At 58.6% G+C, this 20,426-nt stretch carries 20 protein-coding genes and 4 pseudogenes; 12 read left to right on the top strand and 12 right to left on the bottom strand.

The annotated features are described in order from the left end of the window. Window positions 1–549: 549 nt before the first annotated feature. Both NKH49_RS22785 and NKH49_RS22780 read left to right on the top strand, forming a co-directional pair. Window positions 550–1,041, top strand: a pseudogene (locus NKH49_RS22785) (RNA polymerase sigma factor); the annotation flags it as partial. A 77-nt stretch (window positions 1,042–1,118) separates the two neighbouring features. Further along, window positions 1,119–1,925: a methyltransferase domain-containing protein gene (locus NKH49_RS22780; RefSeq protein WP_352472985.1), complete on the top strand. Its 807-nt coding sequence runs from the start codon at window positions 1,119–1,121 to the stop codon at window positions 1,923–1,925. 173 nt (window positions 1,926–2,098) lie between these two features. Here NKH49_RS22780 and NKH49_RS22775 read toward each other — a convergent pair. From NKH49_RS22775 to NKH49_RS22725, 12 genes and pseudogenes are all read right to left on the bottom strand, one after another. Next, window positions 2,099–2,354, bottom strand: a pseudogene (locus NKH49_RS22775) (helix-turn-helix transcriptional regulator). Window positions 2,355–2,855: 501 nt separating this feature from the next. Further along, a pseudogene (locus NKH49_RS34950) lies at window positions 2,856–3,055 on the bottom strand (hypothetical protein); the annotation flags it as partial. 79 nt (window positions 3,056–3,134) lie between these two features. Further along, window positions 3,135–4,088, bottom strand: coding sequence for a phosphatase PAP2 family protein (locus NKH49_RS22770; RefSeq protein ID WP_352927965.1), 954 nt, complete (start codon window positions 4,086–4,088; stop codon window positions 3,135–3,137). A 53-nt stretch (window positions 4,089–4,141) separates the two neighbouring features. Then, on the bottom strand, window positions 4,142–4,771 hold the full coding sequence (locus NKH49_RS22765) for a methyltransferase family protein (protein WP_352502859.1): 630 nt from the start codon (window positions 4,769–4,771) through the stop codon (window positions 4,142–4,144). A gap of 19 nt (window positions 4,772–4,790) precedes the next feature. Further along, the gene (locus NKH49_RS22760) at window positions 4,791–5,588 is read right to left on the bottom strand and encodes a sterol desaturase family protein (protein WP_352472989.1); all 798 of its coding nucleotides are present in this window, start codon (window positions 5,586–5,588) and stop codon (window positions 4,791–4,793) included. A gap of 121 nt (window positions 5,589–5,709) precedes the next feature. Continuing rightward, window positions 5,710–6,221, bottom strand: a pseudogene (locus NKH49_RS22755) (IS630 family transposase); the annotation flags it as partial. Window positions 6,222–6,244: 23 nt separating this feature from the next. Continuing rightward, window positions 6,245–7,120: an MBL fold metallo-hydrolase gene (locus NKH49_RS22750; RefSeq protein WP_352472990.1), complete on the bottom strand. Its 876-nt coding sequence runs from the start codon at window positions 7,118–7,120 to the stop codon at window positions 6,245–6,247. A 147-nt stretch (window positions 7,121–7,267) separates the two neighbouring features. After that, entirely contained in the window at window positions 7,268–7,774 is a 507-nt protein-coding gene (locus NKH49_RS22745) for a prepilin peptidase (protein ID WP_352472991.1), read from the bottom strand. 9 nt (window positions 7,775–7,783) lie between these two features. Beyond that, a complete protein-coding gene (locus NKH49_RS22740) occupies window positions 7,784–8,335 on the bottom strand; it encodes a tetratricopeptide repeat protein (protein ID WP_352472992.1) in 552 nt (183 codons plus the stop codon). 54 nt (window positions 8,336–8,389) lie between these two features. Further along, a complete protein-coding gene (locus NKH49_RS22735) occupies window positions 8,390–9,331 on the bottom strand; it encodes a type II secretion system F family protein (protein WP_502902738.1) in 942 nt (313 codons plus the stop codon). Window positions 9,332–9,352: 21 nt separating this feature from the next. Beyond that, a complete protein-coding gene (locus tag NKH49_RS22730) occupies window positions 9,353–10,324 on the bottom strand; it encodes a type II secretion system F family protein (RefSeq protein ID WP_352472993.1) in 972 nt (323 codons plus the stop codon). Next, window positions 10,324–11,706, bottom strand: a complete 1,383-nt coding sequence (locus NKH49_RS22725; protein WP_352472994.1) for a TadA family conjugal transfer-associated ATPase — start codon at window positions 11,704–11,706, stop codon at window positions 10,324–10,326. Before NKH49_RS22725 ends, NKH49_RS22730 begins: the two co-directional genes overlap by 1 nt. A gap of 531 nt (window positions 11,707–12,237) precedes the next feature. Between NKH49_RS22725 and NKH49_RS22720 the strand changes: the two genes are divergently transcribed. From NKH49_RS22720 to NKH49_RS22675, 10 genes are all read left to right on the top strand, one after another. Beyond that, window positions 12,238–12,411, top strand: a complete 174-nt coding sequence (locus NKH49_RS22720; RefSeq protein WP_352472996.1) for a Flp family type IVb pilin — start codon at window positions 12,238–12,240, stop codon at window positions 12,409–12,411. Between the two features lie 83 nt (window positions 12,412–12,494). After that, complete coding sequence (gene cpaB, locus NKH49_RS22715) at window positions 12,495–13,532, top strand: Flp pilus assembly protein CpaB (RefSeq protein ID WP_352502861.1); 1,038 nt, start codon at window positions 12,495–12,497, stop codon at window positions 13,530–13,532. 55 nt (window positions 13,533–13,587) lie between these two features. Further along, window positions 13,588–15,033, top strand: a complete 1,446-nt coding sequence (locus NKH49_RS22710) for a type II and III secretion system protein family protein (RefSeq protein WP_352472998.1) — start codon at window positions 13,588–13,590, stop codon at window positions 15,031–15,033. A 10-nt stretch (window positions 15,034–15,043) separates the two neighbouring features. Continuing rightward, complete coding sequence (locus NKH49_RS22705; RefSeq protein WP_352472999.1) at window positions 15,044–15,310, top strand: hypothetical protein; 267 nt, start codon at window positions 15,044–15,046, stop codon at window positions 15,308–15,310. After that, a complete protein-coding gene (locus NKH49_RS22700; RefSeq protein ID WP_352473001.1) occupies window positions 15,307–16,860 on the top strand; it encodes a TadE/TadG family type IV pilus assembly protein in 1,554 nt (517 codons plus the stop codon). Before NKH49_RS22705 ends, NKH49_RS22700 begins: the two co-directional genes overlap by 4 nt. Further along, window positions 16,860–17,393 (top strand): TadE/TadG family type IV pilus assembly protein, encoded by a 534-nt coding sequence (locus NKH49_RS22695; protein ID WP_352685437.1) that lies wholly within the window; start codon window positions 16,860–16,862, stop codon window positions 17,391–17,393. Before NKH49_RS22700 ends, NKH49_RS22695 begins: the two co-directional genes overlap by 1 nt. Before the next feature lie 2 nt (window positions 17,394–17,395). Further along, window positions 17,396–18,031 carry a TadE/TadG family type IV pilus assembly protein gene (locus NKH49_RS22690; protein WP_352473002.1) on the top strand — a complete coding sequence of 212 codons (636 nt, stop codon included), beginning with the start codon at window positions 17,396–17,398 and terminating at the stop codon, window positions 18,029–18,031. Next, a complete protein-coding gene (locus tag NKH49_RS22685) occupies window positions 18,028–19,191 on the top strand; it encodes a CpaE/TadZ family protein (protein WP_352502863.1) in 1,164 nt (387 codons plus the stop codon). The genes NKH49_RS22690 and NKH49_RS22685 overlap by 4 nt, the downstream gene beginning before the upstream one ends. Next, a complete protein-coding gene (locus NKH49_RS22680) occupies window positions 19,175–19,765 on the top strand; it encodes a L,D-transpeptidase (protein WP_352473004.1) in 591 nt (196 codons plus the stop codon). Before NKH49_RS22685 ends, NKH49_RS22680 begins: the two co-directional genes overlap by 17 nt. Beyond that, complete coding sequence (locus NKH49_RS22675) at window positions 19,762–20,340, top strand: hypothetical protein (RefSeq protein WP_352473006.1); 579 nt, start codon at window positions 19,762–19,764, stop codon at window positions 20,338–20,340. Before NKH49_RS22680 ends, NKH49_RS22675 begins: the two co-directional genes overlap by 4 nt. The last annotated feature ends 86 nt before the right edge of the window (window positions 20,341–20,426 follow it).

Below are 20,426 nucleotides of genomic sequence, written 5' to 3'. Positions count from 1 at the left end.
GGCAGTCGGCGGAAACGACGGGCCGACCCCTGTTGGCAGATAGCAGACCGGCGCAGGCCCAGCACGCAATCGGGCCCGCCGCCCCGGCAAAGGAGCTGTTCGCGGTAGATTATGGGCAAACGTGGACGTCTTTCTACGCGGTCGCGTCCGTCTCACTTCCCTCGCGCACCGAAGAACCTCGAGGAGCGGAAGCTCGACCACGACAACCAGGCCCAGCACGACGGATCAGGGCACCGGCACGACGAACAGCGGGACCAACATGTCCGGCGATCAGGGCACCGACAAGACGACCACCAGCGGCACCACAAATCCGAACTCGGCCAGGGACTGCGCGCCCGGCCAGCAGACTGGCAGCGCGCAGCAGGCGGCGCCTAGTCAGCGCAGAACACGGCAGCCAACACCGCCGCGCCGGGCCAGGTGAAAAAGACCGGCGAAGGTTGCTGATTGGCACATCGGCTCAGGTTGGAATCACGGGCGTGTGGCTGGCTGGTCTCGGCAGACCACGACCAACTCGGTTGGGTGATGACGGAGGCACAGGGTGGCGACGCCTTGATCGATGCAGGATCTACCATGGACCGCGACCGTCGGGAGGAGTTCCTCGCCGGGTTCCTCACCCTTGCCGTCTCGTTAGGGCCTGAACTGCACCGCTATTGCTCGCGTCTCATGGGGTCGGTCATCGACGGCGAAGACGTTGTGCAGGATCTTTGCTCGAACCCTCGTTGCGCTCGACCAGGTGTGCAAGATTCCGCAGCTGCGACCCTGGTTCTTCCGGATTGCCCATACCCGTGCGCTGGACCTGCTGCGCAGCCGTGCGATCCGCGCAGCAGAGCCTATCGAGGCGGCCCTTGAAGTCGTTGTCGACGCCGCTCCGGACCCCGTGAAGATTTTGATGCAGCGATCCAAACTGCGGTGTCTCGCTTTACGGAACTCCCGATCCTCCAGCGCAGCGTCTTTATCCTGAAGGATGTGCTTGACGAGCCGCTGGCTGAGATCGCCGGTCTGCTCGATATCAGGGTCGATGCCATGACGGGGCGAATCTCCTGCTGCTCCGCTGACTCGACGTTATATCAGGGGGCGCTAATTATCGGTCCTCGGGTCAAAAACCTTAGAAGGCCGACATGCTGAAACCATCGTGGAACAACGCTCGAGGAAGCCGACTTCTATCTCTTTTTCGCAGCTATGCTGATCGTATCACAACGCGGCGGGTCACACGCAAACTTGATTCGTACGGAGATTGGCTGAGAGCCCTCACCCTGACACTCTTCCCGACGAGGAAGGCTCATCACTGCAATGCCTGCGATCGCGGTGTGGCGGCTTTTTACCGTTTCGGGCGATACACGCTTATTTGCCCGCTTTGTCATGCTCTGGATCGTGAGCGGTTCTTGATTTGTGCTCTAGACCGTAAGCTTCTCCGGCTTCCGGCGGGGCCGCTTAGAATTCTCCAGATTGCGCCGAGCGAGAAGGGGCTTTCAAAGAGACTATCTCAGGCGGGCAACCTCATTAAAGGCGATATCGAGCCCGGACGGTACGGCCCCGATACCGTGCAGGTTGACCTAATGAACATGAACGGCATCAGCGATCTCGATATTGTCGTCTTGTGTCATGTCATGGAGCACGTACCTGACGATCGGCATGCTTTTCGGCAAATTTGGTCATCCCTTAAGCCTCGAGGACAGGTCTGGATCCAAGTACCGCTTATCTATCGTCAAACGCTCGAAGCGCCGCCATTCATGTCACGGAGCGAGCGCGACGAGCGCTTCGGCGGATCAGATCACGTGCGAGCCTACGGACCCGATATCAAGGAACGTATCGAGGACGTGGGTTTTACGGTCGCTCGAATACATTCAGACCGTATACCTGCCGCCGATCGCGAGCGTCTTGGGCTTCTCCCCGATACTCTCTTTATTGCCGAACGGCCCGAGTAACACAATTCGGATTGAGAGCGCGACGTTCCCGACGCCATCCTTGGTGGCGATCATCGCTACTGTGGGCAGGCGCATCACCTGTGACCTCTGCCTTCGGAGGGCAGCTCTCGCCCTCGATGTCGGGCGCTGGCGCCTGCGAGTGCAGTGTCATGCTCCACCGCAGGTTGCACAAGCTATCCCCTCCTGGACTTCACTCGACCTGTAGGCTTGGCCGGATAAACGCGGCCGACACCCGGATCAGAGGCCGATGACTTCAACCCCCTGTCGGCCCATTCTTGGGGATTTGCGGGGCATAGACCACGCGACCACCCAACTTTGGATAGGCAGGTCCGGTGCCGTACGTGCCATGCTTTTCAAGCGTCCGGGGGAAAGGCCGACAAGTTTGGCGGCCTCCTCCGTCTTGAGCAGACGAGGGGGAAGGTGTCTGATCGTGACATGTTTTCTCCTTTCTGTTCGCACCAGATGCAGGTGCGCCGAGGAGAGGCTTACAATTTAGCGAATGCTCCAATCGCCGCTGGTTGCGCCCTCTCTGCACACGCCCCCGGACAAGTTTACTCGCCGTCGCACTATGAAGTGGTGCTGCGTGGTCAATTGGCCATGCGGCTGTGACGGGGCACCTACTGCGGCAATCATCGAGTGCTCATCACGCTTTGGCTCGGTGTTTCGGTGTTTCGACGAAACAGAAACAAAAGAAAAGGTGCAAACCCGTGTGCACGGCATGTGCACATCGCTCGCTAATTATTTGTTTCCGCCCAGTCCATCATCGTCCCGACTCGCTTCCGAGTTTCGTGGTGCTCGATCTCGATTTGCTGTCAGGCCGCTTGGCCGATAGCAAAAGAATGCCTTCTCAATGGGGGCGTCTTGCGATGCAGCGGCCTTCCGCTACCATCTTCAAACCGTGCGGCCCGGAGACATGGGTAACGGTTGTACCTAAGACATGGGTGACACCCTCGTGCCGAAGGGGTTGTCGTAGGTCTGCAAGGTCCTCTGTTCCAAGTCGATATATCTGAGATCATAGTGCATGAAGGAGACGAGCCAAATGCCGTCGTCGACTTCGTGATTCCGAGCCTCTGGCCGGCGAGCACGGTGGAGATGTTGATCTTCTTGCTGTGCATGCAGATGCCGCCGCAGGGCGGCGCTCCTTCTCCTTGTGTCTCGCCGCCGCCACGTCATTGCCAGGCAGCCGGAGGGCAACGGCCCGTGGCCAACTCAGTAGTCCGCGTCCGATCCCACGGCTGATCTCGCAACGCGGTCGACCTTTCCGCGCGCATAGCTAGGCATCTTGACTGCAATGATGGAGAGAATGCCGATGATTACGCCGGCGATTACATCTATTAAATGATGACCGCCTTCAGGCAGAGTGGCCACGATCATGGCGGCATTCACCATAGCCAACACGACAAAGAGTGGCCGGATGGTCCGCGCGGCATAGACCACTGCCAATCCAAGTGCCGTGTGGAACGACGGGAACGTTACGAGCCCTGTGCCTTTAGTCATAATCAGATCAAACGGCTCGCCTGATCGCAGCGCCATAAGCACATGATGGTGCCACATTCCGGCATTAGTGGTGAAGTTCGAAAATTGCCCCGGCGCCGGCTTGAAATAGGCATAAGCGCCTTCTGCTGGCGCCAAAGCCATCATCGCGCCCGTGAAGACCGAAGCAACCGCTAGAAGAGCGACAAACTCCAGTGCTCGTTCTCGTTGGTTTCTCACCGCGAGGAATAACAGAACGAACGGCATTTGGAACGCGAGCGCGTGATAAGCAAAAACCAGGACGGATGCTGTAATTGGCTTGTTGGTCGTGGCGAGGAACCACTGCCAGTCGAAACCGAGGGCGGAATCGATAGAAGCTAGAACCGGGTCCGCCAGAGGCCTTGAGGTGGCCGACGCCAGGTACATGAAGACGGTCGTGGTGATGGCGAGCGGAATGAAAGCTGCTGCGGAAACGACCACAATTCTCAGGCAGCCACAAAGATATTTGATTACGCTCGCAATTGGGCTTGTATCAGATCGCACCCTATGGAGCGCAACTGCGGATGCCATCCAAGATGCACTGAGGACAAGGGCCACCTTGCCTATATCAATCCAGTTCCTCGGTGAAAAATCGACTGTAGAAAGTGGCAGCCACAAAATGTCAATCAACCCGAAAAGAGCTGTAACCAAGGCAATAATTACTAAGTGGTTTCGAGTAGACTGCGGATCAGCATGGGGCACAGTCACTGCCACCAGTACAATGAGGATAAAGATGGAATGAGCATTGGCGTGGTCTGCCCATACGCGTTGTATTCGGGGAACACCGCTCGCAAGACCCTCTCCTCGTTCACGAGCCGCCGATATTGGAAAGCGAGGGCAATGGCGCAGATTGCGACGGTTGCCCATGTCGCATTGCCGAGAAGAATGCCGAGCAGGACGATCGCTTCGCAGACATAGAGCGGGTGGCGCACGATCTGGTAAGGGCCTGCCGTGACGAGCCGTCTGGCCTGCGCAGTGATGCTGAAGGATCTGCCGAGCCACCACAGGCACAAGATGCAAAGCGCGAAACCAACTATGGTGGTCAGGTCCGCAACAAACTCGATCTGCGGAGCTGCCTGGATGCGAGGGACCGCGATCAAAGTTGCGGTGGCAAAGCATCCGATGAGCGCGGAGATTCGCGGTTCAATTCCCTGCGCTGTTCCCAGGGGCGGAAGACGCGCCACTGTCATTCCAACGATGAGCACGAGAAAGCCGGCAGCGGCGACATCTGCGGTGAGATCGATAATCCACGCCACTGTCCATTCTGCGCCGGCAAGAGCTACCAAGAACGTTTCGGCCTTCAAAGTCGCGCAGAACGTGAAGTAGAGTGTCATCGTTGCACGCCCGACGAAATCACGTATCTCTGGTGGAGGGAGCTTCATTGATTCTGCCCTTCGGGATCACTGGATAGGCGAGTTGCTCGACGTAAGTTGATGGAATCGGATCATCGACGCCATAGCGCTCCGGGACAGCGTTACCGGGCAGGTACATGGTTCCGAGGAGCGCATCGATCAATGAAAGTTGACCTGCGAAGTTCTTGTCGTATGCCGCGCGCTCGTGAGCGTGATGCCAATGATGGAACTGGGGTGACGCGATCAACCACCGAAGCGGGCCGATGTTCAGCCTGACGTTGGCGTGCAGCAAAAGTCCGTGGACGTGAAAAATTATTGCAAACAGGGCGATCGCCGGACTGCTGAAACCCAGCAGATATACAGGCACGAGCGACGCGCTCTTTGTCAGAGCCTGGTCAATAGGATGAATCCTGTGCGCCGCCAACCAGTCCAGTTCTTCAATGCTATGATGAATCGAATGGAAGCGCCACAAAAAGGGAACGGCGTGAAAGGTGCGGTGGGCCAGGTAAAAGCCAACGTCCGCAATGACAATGATCTCTGATACCTGGAGCCAAACAGGTTGCGATGATACTGCGCTGCCGACATAGGCCGGCACCAGCCGCCCCACCGTACTCGTTGCTAGCGTGATAGCCGCGATCAGGCCAAGGCTTATCGGGATGCCATTAAACAGCGCATAGATGAGATCGTTGAAAAAGGCTTTCCTGAGTATCTTTTGATGGGGGCGCAGAGCGAACAGGTATTCGATCGGAACGAAGATCAGAACCGCAATTAAGAGCGCTTTGATATTCAGAATGTCCATACGGCGTCCCGCCGGCAAGACGCAATCCAAGCACTTCGCCAATTTGAGCGCAAGCTAATGGTTCTCGGAGATTAGTTGAAAAGGTAATTTGCGTGCCAAACATGTCAGGCTGAGAGCCCGCCTAGTGGATGGAATCTAACGCTTGGTGCCCGCGTTTGACGGCGGCAATGATCTTGTCGGGGTCGGCGACCCAAGAGAAGGGTTTGGGTTGCTGGTTGTGCTCTACGAAGCGGTTGATTGCCGCTTGGAGGTCGAGAACGGAATGGAAGACGCCGCGCTTGAGGCGACGCTTCGACAACTTGGCGAAGAAACCCTCGACCGCGTTGAGCCACCGGTGCGGTCGAGCGCCTGGATTTGGCTCTTCTCGTCGACCGACAGCACGATTGCGTGAGCCGGCGGATCGACATAGAGGCCGACGACGTCGCGCAGCTTGTTGACGAACTGGGGATAGTTGGAGAGCTTGAACTGGCGCCAGCGGTTGGGCTGCAGCCCGTGCGCCTTCCAGATGCGACGCACAGCGCTTGCGCTGATGCCAGCCGCTTGCGCCATCATGTCGGCGGTCCAGTGCGTCGTCTCGTCCGGCAGATTGACAAGCGTCAGCGCCACCACGCGCTCGGCCACCTCGGGTCCGAGCGCGTGGTCGGCGTCCTCGGCGATTACGGCGGCTGATGATCCTCGAACCAGAATGATGACTGGCGTCGCGAGATAGTTCCCACCGACGGCAAGGGAAAATGCGATGTCATGACGATACGTCTATTGTCCGAGCAAGCCTCCAGGAATGCCCACCGCGTCCGACGTGCCTGGTCAGGGTCCGTGTCGTAACGAAAGCTCCAGTCGGGGTATATGCATTGCATCGGCCAATGCATGAGATCGCCGGAAAACACTGCCCCTACGCCTCGAGATCTCAGGCCGATGGCTACGTGCCCCGGGGTGTGGCCCGGCGTCGGCTCCAGCCACACTTCGCCATCGAGTTCATAATCCATATCGACAAGCACAGCCCGACCAGCCTCGACGATTGGCAGCACATTGTCCTCATAGGTCCGTTCGTCGGCATCGCCGGAGGCGGCCTGTGCGGCCTCGAACTCGCGCCGCGCCATGATGTAGCGGGCGTTCGGGAATGTCGGTATCCAACGCCCGTCCACCAATCGTGTGTTCCAGCCGCAATGGTCGATATGAAGATGGGTGCACAGCACATAGTCGATCTGCTCGGGAGCAACACCTGCATTCGCCAGGCGCGCCAAAAAGGTGCCGTCATTGCGGCGATGCCAATGCCGGAAGTATGCGCACGTCTTGTCGTTGCCGACGCAACTGTCGACCAGAATGGTGTGGTGGCCGGTACGAACCAGAAAACTCTGGATGGGAAGAATAAGCCGGCCGGTTGCCGGCGATATCAATCGGGGCGTGAGCCAATGAAGATGCGGTTCGAGTGCTTCGTCGGTGCAGTCGGGGAACCATTCCGACGGCGTCCGCAGAGGGTCGCACATCTCCAGAATTCTGGTTACCCAGATATTCCCGATTCTCCAATCGTCCATTGATGCGATCCTTCTTCGATCGAGGACGGATCGCTAGATATAACATTTGCGGCAAGATGGCGTCAGACCTTTCTTCCGATAGGAAGACGGAGGCGCTCGCGATGTGGCCGCGCTTACGATCGGGTACCAATCGTTAGATCTTAACCACTAGAACCGTGCGTTGCCATAGATCTGTAGCGCCAGCGTGCAGATAGCAGCGATCGAGATCGGCACGCCGAAGGGGACGACGCCTTTGCGGTCCAGATGCTGAACGTAGAGGCGGAAGGCCCCTTCGGGCAGCATCAAGGGATTCTTCACGACTAACGCGGTCGCAAAGGCGAAGACCAGCAACAGCACGGAAAACACCAGGAGCCCGCCGCCGCCGATCAGAAACGAAACCACCGCCATCAGTTTGACATCGCCAGCGCCGACCTTGCGCATGGCCCACAACAAGAAAAGCGCCACGAACAGCAGTAGGCCGGCAACCGCGCTCAGGCCCATGTCCCACCACGACCCGCTGAGGATCGACATAACCTGCAGCGAACCCAGCCCAAGACACAAAAGCAGCAGCACGTCACGGTTAGATATTTTTTGGGTCGTGAAGTCGAGCCATGCAATCCTTGCCAGCAAAGGAACCGCTAGCCCCTTCATCAGCAGCGCTCCGGCAAGCAACATGCTAGCGCCTTACCGTTCGAGATTCTTCACGCTGGACGACAGGAGTCGCAAATTGTTGCCGACGGTCGGGTCATTGGGAGCCAGTTCGTATGCTTTGAGGAAATTACTGCGCGCGTCCTGCAGCTTGCCGCGCAGCAGATAGGAATAGCCGACATTGTTGTAATATTCGGGCGTTGGCCCAATGAGCCGGAAGGCCTGGCCATAGGCCCTGTCGGCGAGATCGAAGCGGTGGATGCGGTCGCTGCAGGCGGCGAGGCCCAGCCATGCGGCACCGTCGTTGGGGGCGAGTTGCGTCGCCTTGTAGAACAGGGCGCCCGCATTGCCATAATTTTCCGAGCGGAACTGGTTCTTGGCTTCGGCAACGGCTTGGTCGGAGGCATAATATTCGACGTCGCTGACCGTCTTCAGTCCGTCGAAGGCATCGCCGAAGGCAGTAAGCTCCACTTTCGCCGGCTCGTTAGTGCGGACGACCCCCGTTGGGTCCGTCGCAGTCGACTGACAACCGGAAAGCACGACAACCAGCAAACTGGCAGCGGCAACGAGGCACATTGGCCTTTTCATTTTATCCCCCAGGGATCTTGCCGATCCCGTCCCCTGACCAAAGCACATCCCTGTCTAGAAGAAAATGCCCTTCATTCGAATGATCACCGGAAGCATCACGACCATCATCACAACAGGAAAGATGCATAGCCCCAGCGGTATCATCATCTTGACAGGCAAAGCATTGGCGCGTTCCTCGGCGAAGAGAATTCTTTGTCCCCGCATTTCGTCGCTGTAGACGCGCAAGGCGTCCGTCAAACTGGTACCGAGCTCTTCCGATTGACGGAACAGCACAGCCAGCGCGCGCGCCTCCTCCAGTCCAACGCGGTCGGATAATTCGCGCAGGGCCTCGCGCAACGGCTTGCCCGCGCGCAACTGAAGATTCATGATTGCGAGTTGGATGCCGAGCCATCTATGGGTGCCAGCCAGTTCGCTGCCGACACGCTCGACAGCCGCTTCGAGGCTCATGCCGGCATCGGCACAGGTGATCATCATGTCCATGAAATCCGGAAAGCCGCGACGATATATCTGTTTTTGTCCCTTTTCGAACCGATCGAGAGCGATGCTCGGAATCACGATGCATCCCAGCCCAAGCAGGGCAGAGCCTGCAAAGGCGACAAGACCGGGAAGTTCGGGTGGCAACATCCGCGACAGGAGCGCATACGTCACGGAAAAGCCAAGACAGACCGCGCCAAGGCGTGACAGAGTATAGATCAATGGCGCGCTTGACTGATAGAAGCCGGCGCGAAAGAGTTTTGCGTCTAGCGCGCTGGGCTCGTCACGTTCCTTTTCGATCGATCTGAAATAGGCGTCGACCGGCCGCTGTGCTGAAATCTTGGCCAGTTCTTCCTGGCCCAAAAGCGAGCGGCGGTTGGGAATGCCCTCTGCCAGCAGGCTTTGCGCAACCAGTTTCCTCGTCTGCAGCGCCGGCAAGACGACGAGCGCGCCCACCAGAAACAGCGCTACGGCCGCCAGGAAGACGGCGATGGACACCAGAAGGCTCAGATCCTGGGTCACAACTTCTATAGCTCCGATCGCTCAAAAATCGAAATTGACCATACGGTACATGATGAAGTCGCCGAGCAGCGCCCAGAACCCGAAAACCAAGAACACCGGCATGATCAACGGGCTGCCCCATACATCACCGTAGTAGCTGGGGGCTAGGCCCGTGAGGATGGCGAGCATCAAAAGAGGAAACAGGGAAATGATCCACGCGGACATTCGCCCCTCGGCAGAGAGCGCCCTAATCTTCAACCTGAGTTTCTGCCTTTCGCGCAGCACCACTGAGAGATTCGACAGAATTTCGGTAAGGTTGCCGCCGGTCTTGGCCTGAATCGACAGCGACACCGACAGCAAATGCAGACCTTCGAAACCGACGCGCTGCGAGAGTTTTCGCACCGCGTTTTCAAGGCTGAGGCCAAAGGTGATCTCGTCGGAAACAATGCCGAATTCGGTGCCCAGCGGATCAGGCATTTCTCGTGCGACAAGGCTTATAGCCACGGAAGTCGGATGACCGGCACGCAGCGAACGCACGATCATCTCAAGGGCATCCGGCAATTGCTTGGCGAATTTCTGGATTCGCCTGGCGCGCGCGCGGCGGAGAACCAGAAACGGCAGGAGGAATACGATGAGCAGAAAGATGATAAACGAAGCCACGGCGGAGAAGTGCAGCAGGAACGCAAATACCAGTGCCAGGGCCAGTCCACCGAGAGCAAATGTCGCGACGAACGACAGCGGATTTCCGGTAACGCCGGATTGCGTGTACAGCCTGTTCAGGCCAACCGCATTGAAAAGAAAGTCGCCCGAGCTGGTAAGCCCACGTTCTTGCAGCAATCGCTGCAAGGTCTGTTCGGCCGGAGCGTCGTCGGCGAGCCGCTTCAGTCGACGGTTGATCGTGCTGACCGTTGAGCGCCGCTTGGAGTAAGTCACATACAGAGCCTCGGCCGCGAGGATGAGCGACGCAGCCGCCAGTACATAGATGAAGTAGAGCAATGTCTGGCCGGTCAACATTAGAGCGGGACCTGTGGGTTGAACGCGTCCTTGGCGAACTGATGGCCAAGGGTCGCCGCTTCCTGGGCAAAGCGCGGACGAATGCCGGTCGCCCGAAATTCACCAACGATCTGGCCCTCGGCAGTCACATCGCGGCGGACGAAATGGTAAAGTTCCTGAACCTGTACGACATTGCCTTCCATACCGGTGAGTTCTGATATGGAAACAACCCGCCTTCCACCATCGGAAAGCCGTTGCGTCTGCACAATGATGTCGATGGCCGAGGCAATCTGAGCCCGTATTGAATCGTGGCTCATCGGCATGCCGGCCATACCGACCATCTGTTCCAATCGCGATATCGCATCTCGGGGCGTGTTGGCATGAATGGTGGTCATTGAACCTTCATGGCCGGTGTTCATAGCCTGCAGCATGTCGAAGGCTTCCTCGCCGCGCACCTCGCCGACGATGATGCGATCCGGCCGCATGCGAAGCGCATTTTTTAGCAATTCGCGCTGGCGAACTTCGCCCTTTCCCTCAACATTGGGCGGACGCGTCTCGAGACGGCCCACATGCGGCTGCTGCAGTTGCAGTTCCGCTGCGTCCTCGATGGTGATCAGGCGCTCCCTGGCTGGGATGTAGCTCGACAGGGCATTGAGCAGGGTCGTCTTGCCGCTGCCTGTGCCGCCCGAAACCAGGATCGACTTGCGGGCCTGCACGGCAATGCGCAACAGGTCGACCATCGGTTGCCGGATCGAATTAAACGCCATCAGACGTTCGAGCGAATAGGGGTTCTTGGAGAACTTGCGAATCGAGACCAGCGGGCCATCCACCGAGATCGGCCGCACAGCTATATTGACTCGCGACCCATCTTCCAGCCGCGCATCGACCATTGGCGCCGATTCATCGACGCGCCGGCCGATAGCCGAGACGATCTTGTTGATGACACGTAGCAGATGGGCTTCATCGCGAAAGCGGATCGCCGTCTCCTCTATTACTCCACGCCGCTCGATGAAGACTCGCTTATGGGTGTTGATCAGAATATCGGAAATCGAATCATCCTTGAGCAAAGGCTCGATCGGACCCAGCCCGAGCATCTCGTCAGCGGTGTCGCTGGTCAATTGGTCAAGTTCGCGGGCGTTAAGCGGCACGTTGCGAGCACGAACGAATTCCCGCACTATGGGGCGGATCTCGTTCAGGATTTCCTCCTTGGACGCACTTTCAAGGGCCGTCAGGTTGAAGCGATCAATCAAGTGGCGGTGGAGCTCGACCTTGAGCGTAAGGAAATCGTCCCCCGGCGATTCGAATTCCGCAGAACGGGACAGTACGGGGACTGCCGGCACGATCGGATCAAGCTTCGGCTCGACCCGCGGCTCGCTTGGCCCTTTCGTGAATCGGCCCAGCATTTTGCGCTACCCCTTTGGACACGCCTTGGGGGGAATACCCCCGCAAGACGGCAGGCACCGAGCACGTTCCCGAACTCAATACTTCTTGCATGTTTAACATCCAGGTCGAAAAAACATCTCATCTATTCGAACGAGGCGTCCGGCCGTAAATATACAAGGGCCCTGCCAAAACATCGCCCTGCGTCTTTTTGGCCATGATGGCCCTTACGGGCTCTGGCAAGCCCTTGGATATAATGGCATATGCCCATCTGCTAATATCGCCTCGCTTCTGCCGCAGACGGGGCGAAATTGTGAACGGATGGTCAAAGACGGGCGAAAAGCAGGCAGAATCAACGTCTTGCTGCAGAGAGACCTCGAAACGATATTACCATTTCAGGCATAGCACAGGTATAAATAAGTTTAAGAACCATTAGCATATTTGACTCTGCTTTTTATCGGCCCCTAGGATTAGGTCGACGGAGGATGCTCAGGTATGCGATTTCATCCTTGGCTCGTCTCGTCAGGGTTTGAACCCCAAAGGGAGAAATTGGCATGAAAAAGCTCATGACGATGACCCGGCAGTTCCGCGACGACGAACACGGCGCCGCCATGGTCGAATATACCATCCTGCTCGGCATCATCACCGTGGCGGTGATCGCCACGATCATTCTTGTCGGTGGCTGGGTCAGCACCCAATGGACGGGGCTTTACGCGTTGTTGCCGTGATAGCTTAGTCCTATCATCGACGCCGGGGAGGTCCCCGGCGTCGATCCAGGTGGTGGGTGAACGGAGTCTGGCGGGAAAAGAAAGTGCGTGCAAACACTGTCATCATGATCGTTCTCGCCGGCGTATTCGGCGTGCTCGCAGTGGTTCTCGCCAATATCTGGCTGACCAGCCAACGCAGCGCTATGGCGAAGACGGACGTGCCGCGCGATACCGTCGTGGTGGCGGCCGTATCTTTGAAATTCGGCGACACGCTGTCGGCCGACAAGCTGCGTGAAATCACATGGCCGGCGGGCGCGGTTCCGGCCGGGGCTTTCAAGACGACAAAAGATCTACTCGCTGGCGAAGGCACAAAGCAGGCGCTGCAGGCGATCGGCGCCAATGAACCCGTTCTCGCCACCAAGATTACCGGCCCCGGCCAGCGCGCCACGCTTTCGGCGGTGCTCGGCGAAGGCATGAAAGCTGTTTCCATCAGAGTCAACGATGTGCTCGGCGTCGCAGGATTCGTTTTCCCAGGTGATCGGGTCGATGTGCTCCTGACGCGCACCGTGCGCAACCCTGGAGATGCAGACCAGAGTTTCGTCGACGTGCTGTTGCAGAGCATGAAGGTGCTCGCCGTCGACCAGGTCGCCGATGAAAGCACCGACAGCCCGACGGTGGTGAAATCGGTGACTGTCGAGGCTAGCACCAAGGACGCCCAGAAGCTGACGCTGGCCGCCGGCGCCGGCCAGTTGTCGCTCGCGCTTCGCCAGGCAGCCGCCGGCAAGGACGAGATCACCCAACGCATCACGCTTTCCGACCTGACCGGCGAAACGCCGGCCGATGTCGCAGCCAGGCAGGCCGAACTCGCCAGGCAGGCGACGGCCGATGCTGCTGCGGCAGCCGAGCGCAAGCGCGCGGACGACAAGATCAATGGCCTGACTCGGGCCGTCGAACAGGTCGGAAACCGGCTCGACGACTTGAGCAAAGCAAAGCCTGCTCCGGCCGTGACCTCGGCACCCGAAGCGCAAGAGGTCGTTAAGGAAGTGATCAAATATGTGCAGCCGGAGCCGTCAGCCCGTGCGACTATCGGCGTTTTTCGGGGCGTGAAGCTCGAAAAATATGACGTGCCGCGACAAAGATAACTCTGGTATGTTGAGATAAAGAGCGTCCGAAGGGCCGCCAAAGGGGGGAATGTAGATGCGAACGGTCCGGGAAACACTGGCAGCCGCCGCGCTGGCCTGTTCGGTGATATTACTGCCGATCGGCCTTGAGGCTACGGCAGCCGATCGCCGTATCGACGTGTCGAACCCCAAGGTCCATCGTGTCTTCCTGCCCATGTCGCAATCGCTGACGATTGAGGTGAATGCCACTCTTGGCGATATCGTCGTCGCCGACGAGAAGATCGCAGATGCCCAGCCGATGACCGACAAGACGCTCTACGTCATTGCCAAGGGCGCCGGTACCACAACCGTCAATCTCTTTTCCGAAGACAAGCGCTCGCTTGGCGTAATCCAGATCGAGGTCGGCGTCGACGTCAACGATATGGCGCAGGCAATCCGGCAGGTAGCGCCTAGATCGCGGATCGATATCGGCTCGGTCAATGGCAAGGTCCGGCTCGGCGGGCATGTGAAGGACGGCGCGACGCTGGCGTCGATCCTGGAAGTGGCCCAGCAATACGGTCCCGACGCGATTATCAATGCCGTTACCGTTGATGACAGCCAGCAAGTGAATCTGGAAGTGCGCGTGCTCGAGGCCAAGCGCAATGCCGGTCGCGACCTTGGTGTGTCGATCAGGAGCACGAACAACAGCGGAACGACCCGAACTGGAACGGGCATTGCCGCCGTCGATGAAGATAACGTGGTGCTCGGACCGGGCGGTCTGCTCACTGGCCTGCTCTCGAACACCAATCCGTTCGCGGCGCTGATCACTCGCGTCATCGACAGCAACATCAAGGTCGATCTGATCATCGAGGCGCTTGAGGCAAAGGGTGTCGTGCGCATGTTGGCCGAGCCCAATCTCACCACGCTTTCCGGCGAGCCGGCCAGCTTCAACGCCGGCGGTGAAGTACCCATCCGCAGCCTCGACAGGGACGGCCAGATAAACATTGTGTACAAGCAGTTCGGCGTGAATCTGCAGTTCACGCCGATCGTGCTCAACGACGACAAGATCCATATCAAGCTAGCGCCGGAGGTAAGCGACCTGAACGGCTTCACGCCGGCTGGCGACCCGATCTTCACCACCCGCAAGCTGGCGACCGTCGTCGAGTTGCGCGACGGCCAGAGTTTCGCAGTCGGCGGGCTCTTGTCCAGCAAGAATACCAAAATCCAGAGGCAGGTGCCATGGCTGGGCCAAGTGCCGATCGTCGGCGCGCTGTTCCACAATTCAAGCAATCAGAAGGAAGAGACCGAACTGGTCGTCATCGTCACCCCGCATATCGTGCGCCCGGCGAAACCCGGCGAGCAACTGGCGACCCCATTCGACAAGACACGGCCGGCCAACGACCCGGAGTTTTTCGTGCTCGGCCAACTGGAAGTAACCAAGGACATGGTGCGCAAATATGAACTGGGCGAAGGCGTCGTCGGCCCCTATGGCCACATGCTCGACCTGAAATCCAAGGACAAGATGATCTATGTCAAGAAATAGGGTGTTGATCATGCTTTTGTGTGCCAGCGGGCTGGCGGGCTGCGCCGACTATCTAAACCGCTACGACACGGTGACACTGGCCGCAGGCGACACCCAGAAATACAATTCGCTTCTGCAGACGGTCGATCCGCTCAATCCGGCGTCGAAAAAGACCGCCATTGAAGGGGATGGCGCGCGCGCTGCTGCTCTTGCCCAGAGTTACAAATTTCCACCGCCACCACCGCCGCCGCCGGCCATCACGGTCAATGTCGGGACGCCGCAAGACACGGCGGATTGAACAGAAGGATCAGCGCGTCAGGTAAACAAGGAATCCTGGCGTCCAGGAGCAAAAAGAGCAAGGCCATGCTGCGTATTATTCGCGCGTTCTGGCACGATCAGAGGGGAATAGCGCTGATACTGGTAAGCGTCATGCTGCCGGCGATCATCGGATTTTCTCTGCTGGTGATCGACATGAGCCGGCTCAACAATCTGCATAACGATCTACAGAAGGGGGCTGATGCGTTTGCCCTGGCAGGCGCGGCTGAGCTGGATGGGACGTCGGACTCCATCAGCCGTGCTGATAGGGCGATCGCCACGCTGGTACGCAATCGATACACCTTCTCGACCGCCGGCCCTCCTCAAACGCTCGCTTCCGCCGGAGTAACACGCCGATATCTTCGCTCATTGCCGGCCACCGACAATCTCCCGATTGTGCCGGCCAATGTGATCACCGACGAGCTGAATGACGCCAAACTTGCCCGTTTTGTTGAAGTCACTGTAGCCCCGGTCGGGTTTGCTGCAATCTTCCCGGCTTCCTTCTTGTCACCCAGCGCCAGCAACAATTTCAATGTCGGTGCAGTCGCTGTGGCGGGCTTCACTTCCGGCGTGTGCGATTTCACGCCGGTCTTTATGTGCAACCCTTACGAGACGGTGAACGGGACGAATGCAGCGGGCGGATTCACACTTGAGCAGGCCGTCTCCAACCCGGCTGTACATCGTCGACTGATCGAACTGAGGAAGGTCGGAAATGGGGCTGCCGCTGGCCCTGGTAACTTCGGCTTCCTCGAACCTCCGGCCGGTGTGGGGAACGGTGCTCAAGCCCTCGCTCAGACGATTGCAACATCAAGGCCGATTGGTTGCTACAGTTCCGCCAACGTTAGCACGAAAACTGGCCAGAACGCCGGCCCAGTGCAAGACGCCTTCAATGTTCGTTTCGGCATTGCAGCCAGCGGCAACCATTTCAATAGTGCTGAATACGGTCCAGCCGCGAACGTCCGCAAAGGGGCAATCAAGACCCGAGGAAGCGCAAACCAATGTCCTTCCATGAACCAACTTTCATTCACCCAAGCTGGAACAATGGGCCTTCCACGCGACGCGACCACTCCATACCTCGGCGGCCGAATGGGCGATGGAAATTGGAATTTCTCTGGTTACTGGAGCACCAACTTTGGTTCCGCTGCCTACCCCTCTTCATGGAATACGACCAAGCCGACGCGCTATCAGGTCTACCGCTACGAGATATCAGCCGGGTTGGTAGGCATGGCGTCGACTGGTGGAGAGATCGGAACCCCGTCGGCAACTTGCCAACCCCCTGTCACGACGGTTGACCGTCGGTTGATTTACGGTGCGATCCTGAACTGCAATGCACTCCAAGCTGCCGGCAGCGATCTGTCCGGCCACAGCACGGATCTGCCGGTGGAAGCTTTTGGAAGCTTTTTACTGACTGAACCGGTTGCGTCGGCATCGGAAGACGCATCCGTGATGGTTGAATTGGTAGACATTACTGGGGGTGGCGGCCAGGGCACGCTAGACAATTTCCTCCGCGACGAAGCTCAGCTTTACCGGTGATGGCGATGATTGGAATGCTATTGCGTCATCTCGATAGATTTCGATGCGATCAACGCGGTGCAGTGCTCATCGAAATGACGCTGATCACGCCGCTGATGCTGATTTTGGCGGGTGGCGTGTTCGAGTTCGGCAATCTGATTCACGAAAAACTCTTGATGGAGGCCGGACTTTCAGATGCAAGCCGCTTCGCCGCGCGCTGCAACAGCCAATTGTATACACAAGCCGGGCTTGCGGCGATCAACTGCGCCGACATCGCTGCAAACATCGCCGTGTTCGGCAATGCCGCGGGAACAGGCAGTGCACGCGTCAGCGGCTGGCAGAAATCGAATGTGACGGTGACAATCGCCGCCTCCGGTTCCTGCCATGACGCTGTGGTTGCCGGCGTCGCGCAATATCGATCAACCACCGCGCAGGTCTGTATCGTCAGGGCTGCGGGTACCTTGGCGTACGGCGGGGTCGGCATGCTATCGATCATCGGCATCGGCCCGATCACGTTGAACGGCTCTCACGAGGAGCGGCTGATCCGGTTCTGACCATGTTCAAGCGTTTTGCGGATTCGGACGACGGCGCGGCGATGGTCGAAATGACCATCGTTTCGACGCTGCTGTTTGCCCTTGTCCTCGGTTTCATCGATTTCGGTCACGCCTTCTACCAATGGAACGCTGCTACCAAGGCGGTCCAACTCGGCGCCCGGCTGGCCTCGATTTCAGACCCAATTGCGACGGCTCTTGCAACTGCGGCGCCGACGACGACACCGGGTGCGCCAGTCGTTGCCGCGGCATATGGCCCCTTCGTCTGCAGATATACTGCTGGCACAGGAGCTTGCACCAACGGCGGCACATTCAATGCCGCCAACTTCAGCCGTATCTTCCGCGGGGACACGGCAAACACCAACGATGATGCCTGTCCCCCACTCGCAGCAAATCAACGGCCCGGGATGTGCCATTTCTTTCCGCGCTTGCGCCGCGATAACGTGGTGGTCACCTACAGCGCCACTGGCTTGAGCTATCAGACCCGGCTGGGCGGACCGGTGCCAACAATCACCGTAAGTCTTCAAAACGTGACCTTTCAGTTCTTCTTTCTGCAAGGGCTGATGGGCTTTGCGAACCTCACCATGCCGTCGATGCTAAGCACGGTTACGGGCGAAGACCTGAAGAGCACATCACCATGAACGCCATCAACACGAAGGTTCTCCCAACCAAACGAAAGCAGGTCGCCCTGTTCTCGTCTGATTCGCAGTTCAAGCATGACGTGGCGACGCGGCTCGATGCGCTGGCGATTTATGACGTCCGGATTTCCGAAACGGATGATTTTCTCAAAGGCCCGACCCCCGACACGCGGCCGGGCATCGTAATCCTCGACCTTGCCATTGGCGAACTGCTTGGCAAGCCTGGCATTGTCGAGGCGCGCGCCCTGTGGGCGGCCGTGCCGCTGATTGCGGTTTCCGACGAACTGACCTCTGAACAGACGCGCGTCCTGGTGCGAATGAACGCCTCGGACTGGCTGCACAAACCACTTGATGCCAAGGAGCTTCTGAACGCGGTCACCTTCCACGACACCGGCAACCAGGGCACCAAGAGCCGCATCATCACCTTTATCGGCGCTAGCGGCGGCGCCGGCGCTACGACGCTCGCTTTGTCAGCGGCGGAGTTCCTGGCCTCGAAATCCACCGAACGTGCAGCTTCGACCTGCCTCGTCGACCTCGATTTCCAAAGCGCCAATTGTGGCGCCTATCTCAACCTCTTCAACCAGTTCGACCTTGCCGGCATCATCGGCCAGCCGGAACGGCTCGATGTCGAACTGATGGATGTCATCAAGCTCTCGCGCCCGTCCGGCCTGACGCTGTACGCCTTCGAAAGGCCGCAACTGCCATTCGAGCCGCAGGGCGCGGATTTCGTGTTCCGGCTGCTGGACCTCGTCGCCTATCGCTTCGATGACATCGTCATCGACCTGCCCAACATCGAAACTCCCTGGCAGAATCCTGTGCTTTCCACGAGCGACGCGATCTTCATCGTGTTCGAGCTCAACGTCGCCTCGCTGCGACAGGGCAAGCGGCTCTACAAGAAGATCCGCGATTTGCGCGGCAATTCGGTGAACATCACGCTGGTCGCCAACAAGCACAAGAGCAAATGGTTCGGCAATCACTTTTCGCGCGGCGAACTCGAAAAGATATTCAAGGTACCGCACATCAAATCGGTTGCCTTGGACAATGCGCTGCTGACCGATGCGCTGAACCGAGCCATCATGCCTTCCGAAGTGGACGGGCGGGCACGCTTCAACAAGGATCTGAAGCGGATGTTCAAAGAGCGGCTCGATGACACTGCCCGGTAGATATCGCTTCGTTCCAACGCTTGCGGGCGCCTGCATCATGGGCCTGGCATTGGCGGCATCGTCCTGGGACTGCGCCCATGCCCGATCCGGGCTATCGGACCAGCCGCCGCTGCCAGCCATGGGCCCCAGCCTGCGCAAGTTCGTTTTTTTCCAAACCGCGGAACAGCCGGGCACGATCATTATCCGCAAGCAGGAGAAGGCGCTCTATCTTGTGACCCGAGAGGGTGAGGCGCTGCGCTATCAAATCAGCGTCGGGCGTGACGGATTTGGCTGGACCGGCACCGTGGAAGTGGGGGCGAAGACCGAATGGCCGGAATGGCGCCCACCGAGAGAAATGCGCGCGCGCCAGCCGGAGCTGCCGGAGATGGTGCCGGCCGGTCCCTACAATCCGCTCGGCGCACGGGCGCTCTACTTATCCCGAGACGGGCACGACACGCTTTATCGCATACACGGCACCAACGACCCTTCAGGCGTTGGCTTCGACGGCACATCGGGATGCTTTCGTCTTACCAACACCGATGTGATCGATCTTTTCAGGCGCGTCTCGGTCGGTGCAAAGGTGGTGGTCCAATGACGATGATTAGCGACCCGGACATGCCGGCGATCGACATTGGGCCGGCGACCCAAGCTATAGAGCAAGTTGTCGCTGGGAAACCGAGCAATGCCAGGATGATCGGGGTTGTTGCTGCAGGCACCTTGCTGATCACAGCCGCAAATTTAATAGCCGCGGTCTATCTCTTCCGCGGCATCAACGACCTGCGCTCTGTCGAAGGGAGGCTGGAACAGCTCGGATCGTTCGAGCAACGGATTGCGGCCCGGCTCGACATGGTCAATAACGGCTTTCAAAGCCGGTTCGAAAAACTGGACAATCAACTGCAGGGTAGCTTCAGCCAGATCAACGGCAGCATTGCTCGGATAGAACAGAACTTGCCGCTGGCTACCGTGGCGGAGCCTTTTGTTGAGACGACCAGCGCCACGGCGGAGCCGGTCAGCGATCTCGATGGTGAAGAAGCGACCGAACGCAGTATCGTCGAAGCACCACGCCCGCCCAAAAGGAAGATCGCAGCAGCGGTGCCCCCTGCCCCAAGCTCCTCCTACCGGCGCATAGAGCAGCCTGACGGCAAGGTCTATTACCGCAAGATCGATTAGAAGCGGGGTAAGGGGGCGTGGAGAATGCTTGCCAGAGAAGATCGTCCGCCGCTTTGCGCGTCGGCGTCCATATTCGGCGCTTTTCG

It is taken from the genome of Mesorhizobium sp. M1088, assembly GCF_040318575.1.
In the GTDB taxonomy this organism is placed as follows: domain Bacteria; phylum Pseudomonadota; class Alphaproteobacteria; order Rhizobiales; family Rhizobiaceae; genus Mesorhizobium.
Note: the sequence above shows the minus strand (reverse complement) of the source record. Positions and strands in the feature narration are given on the sequence as shown.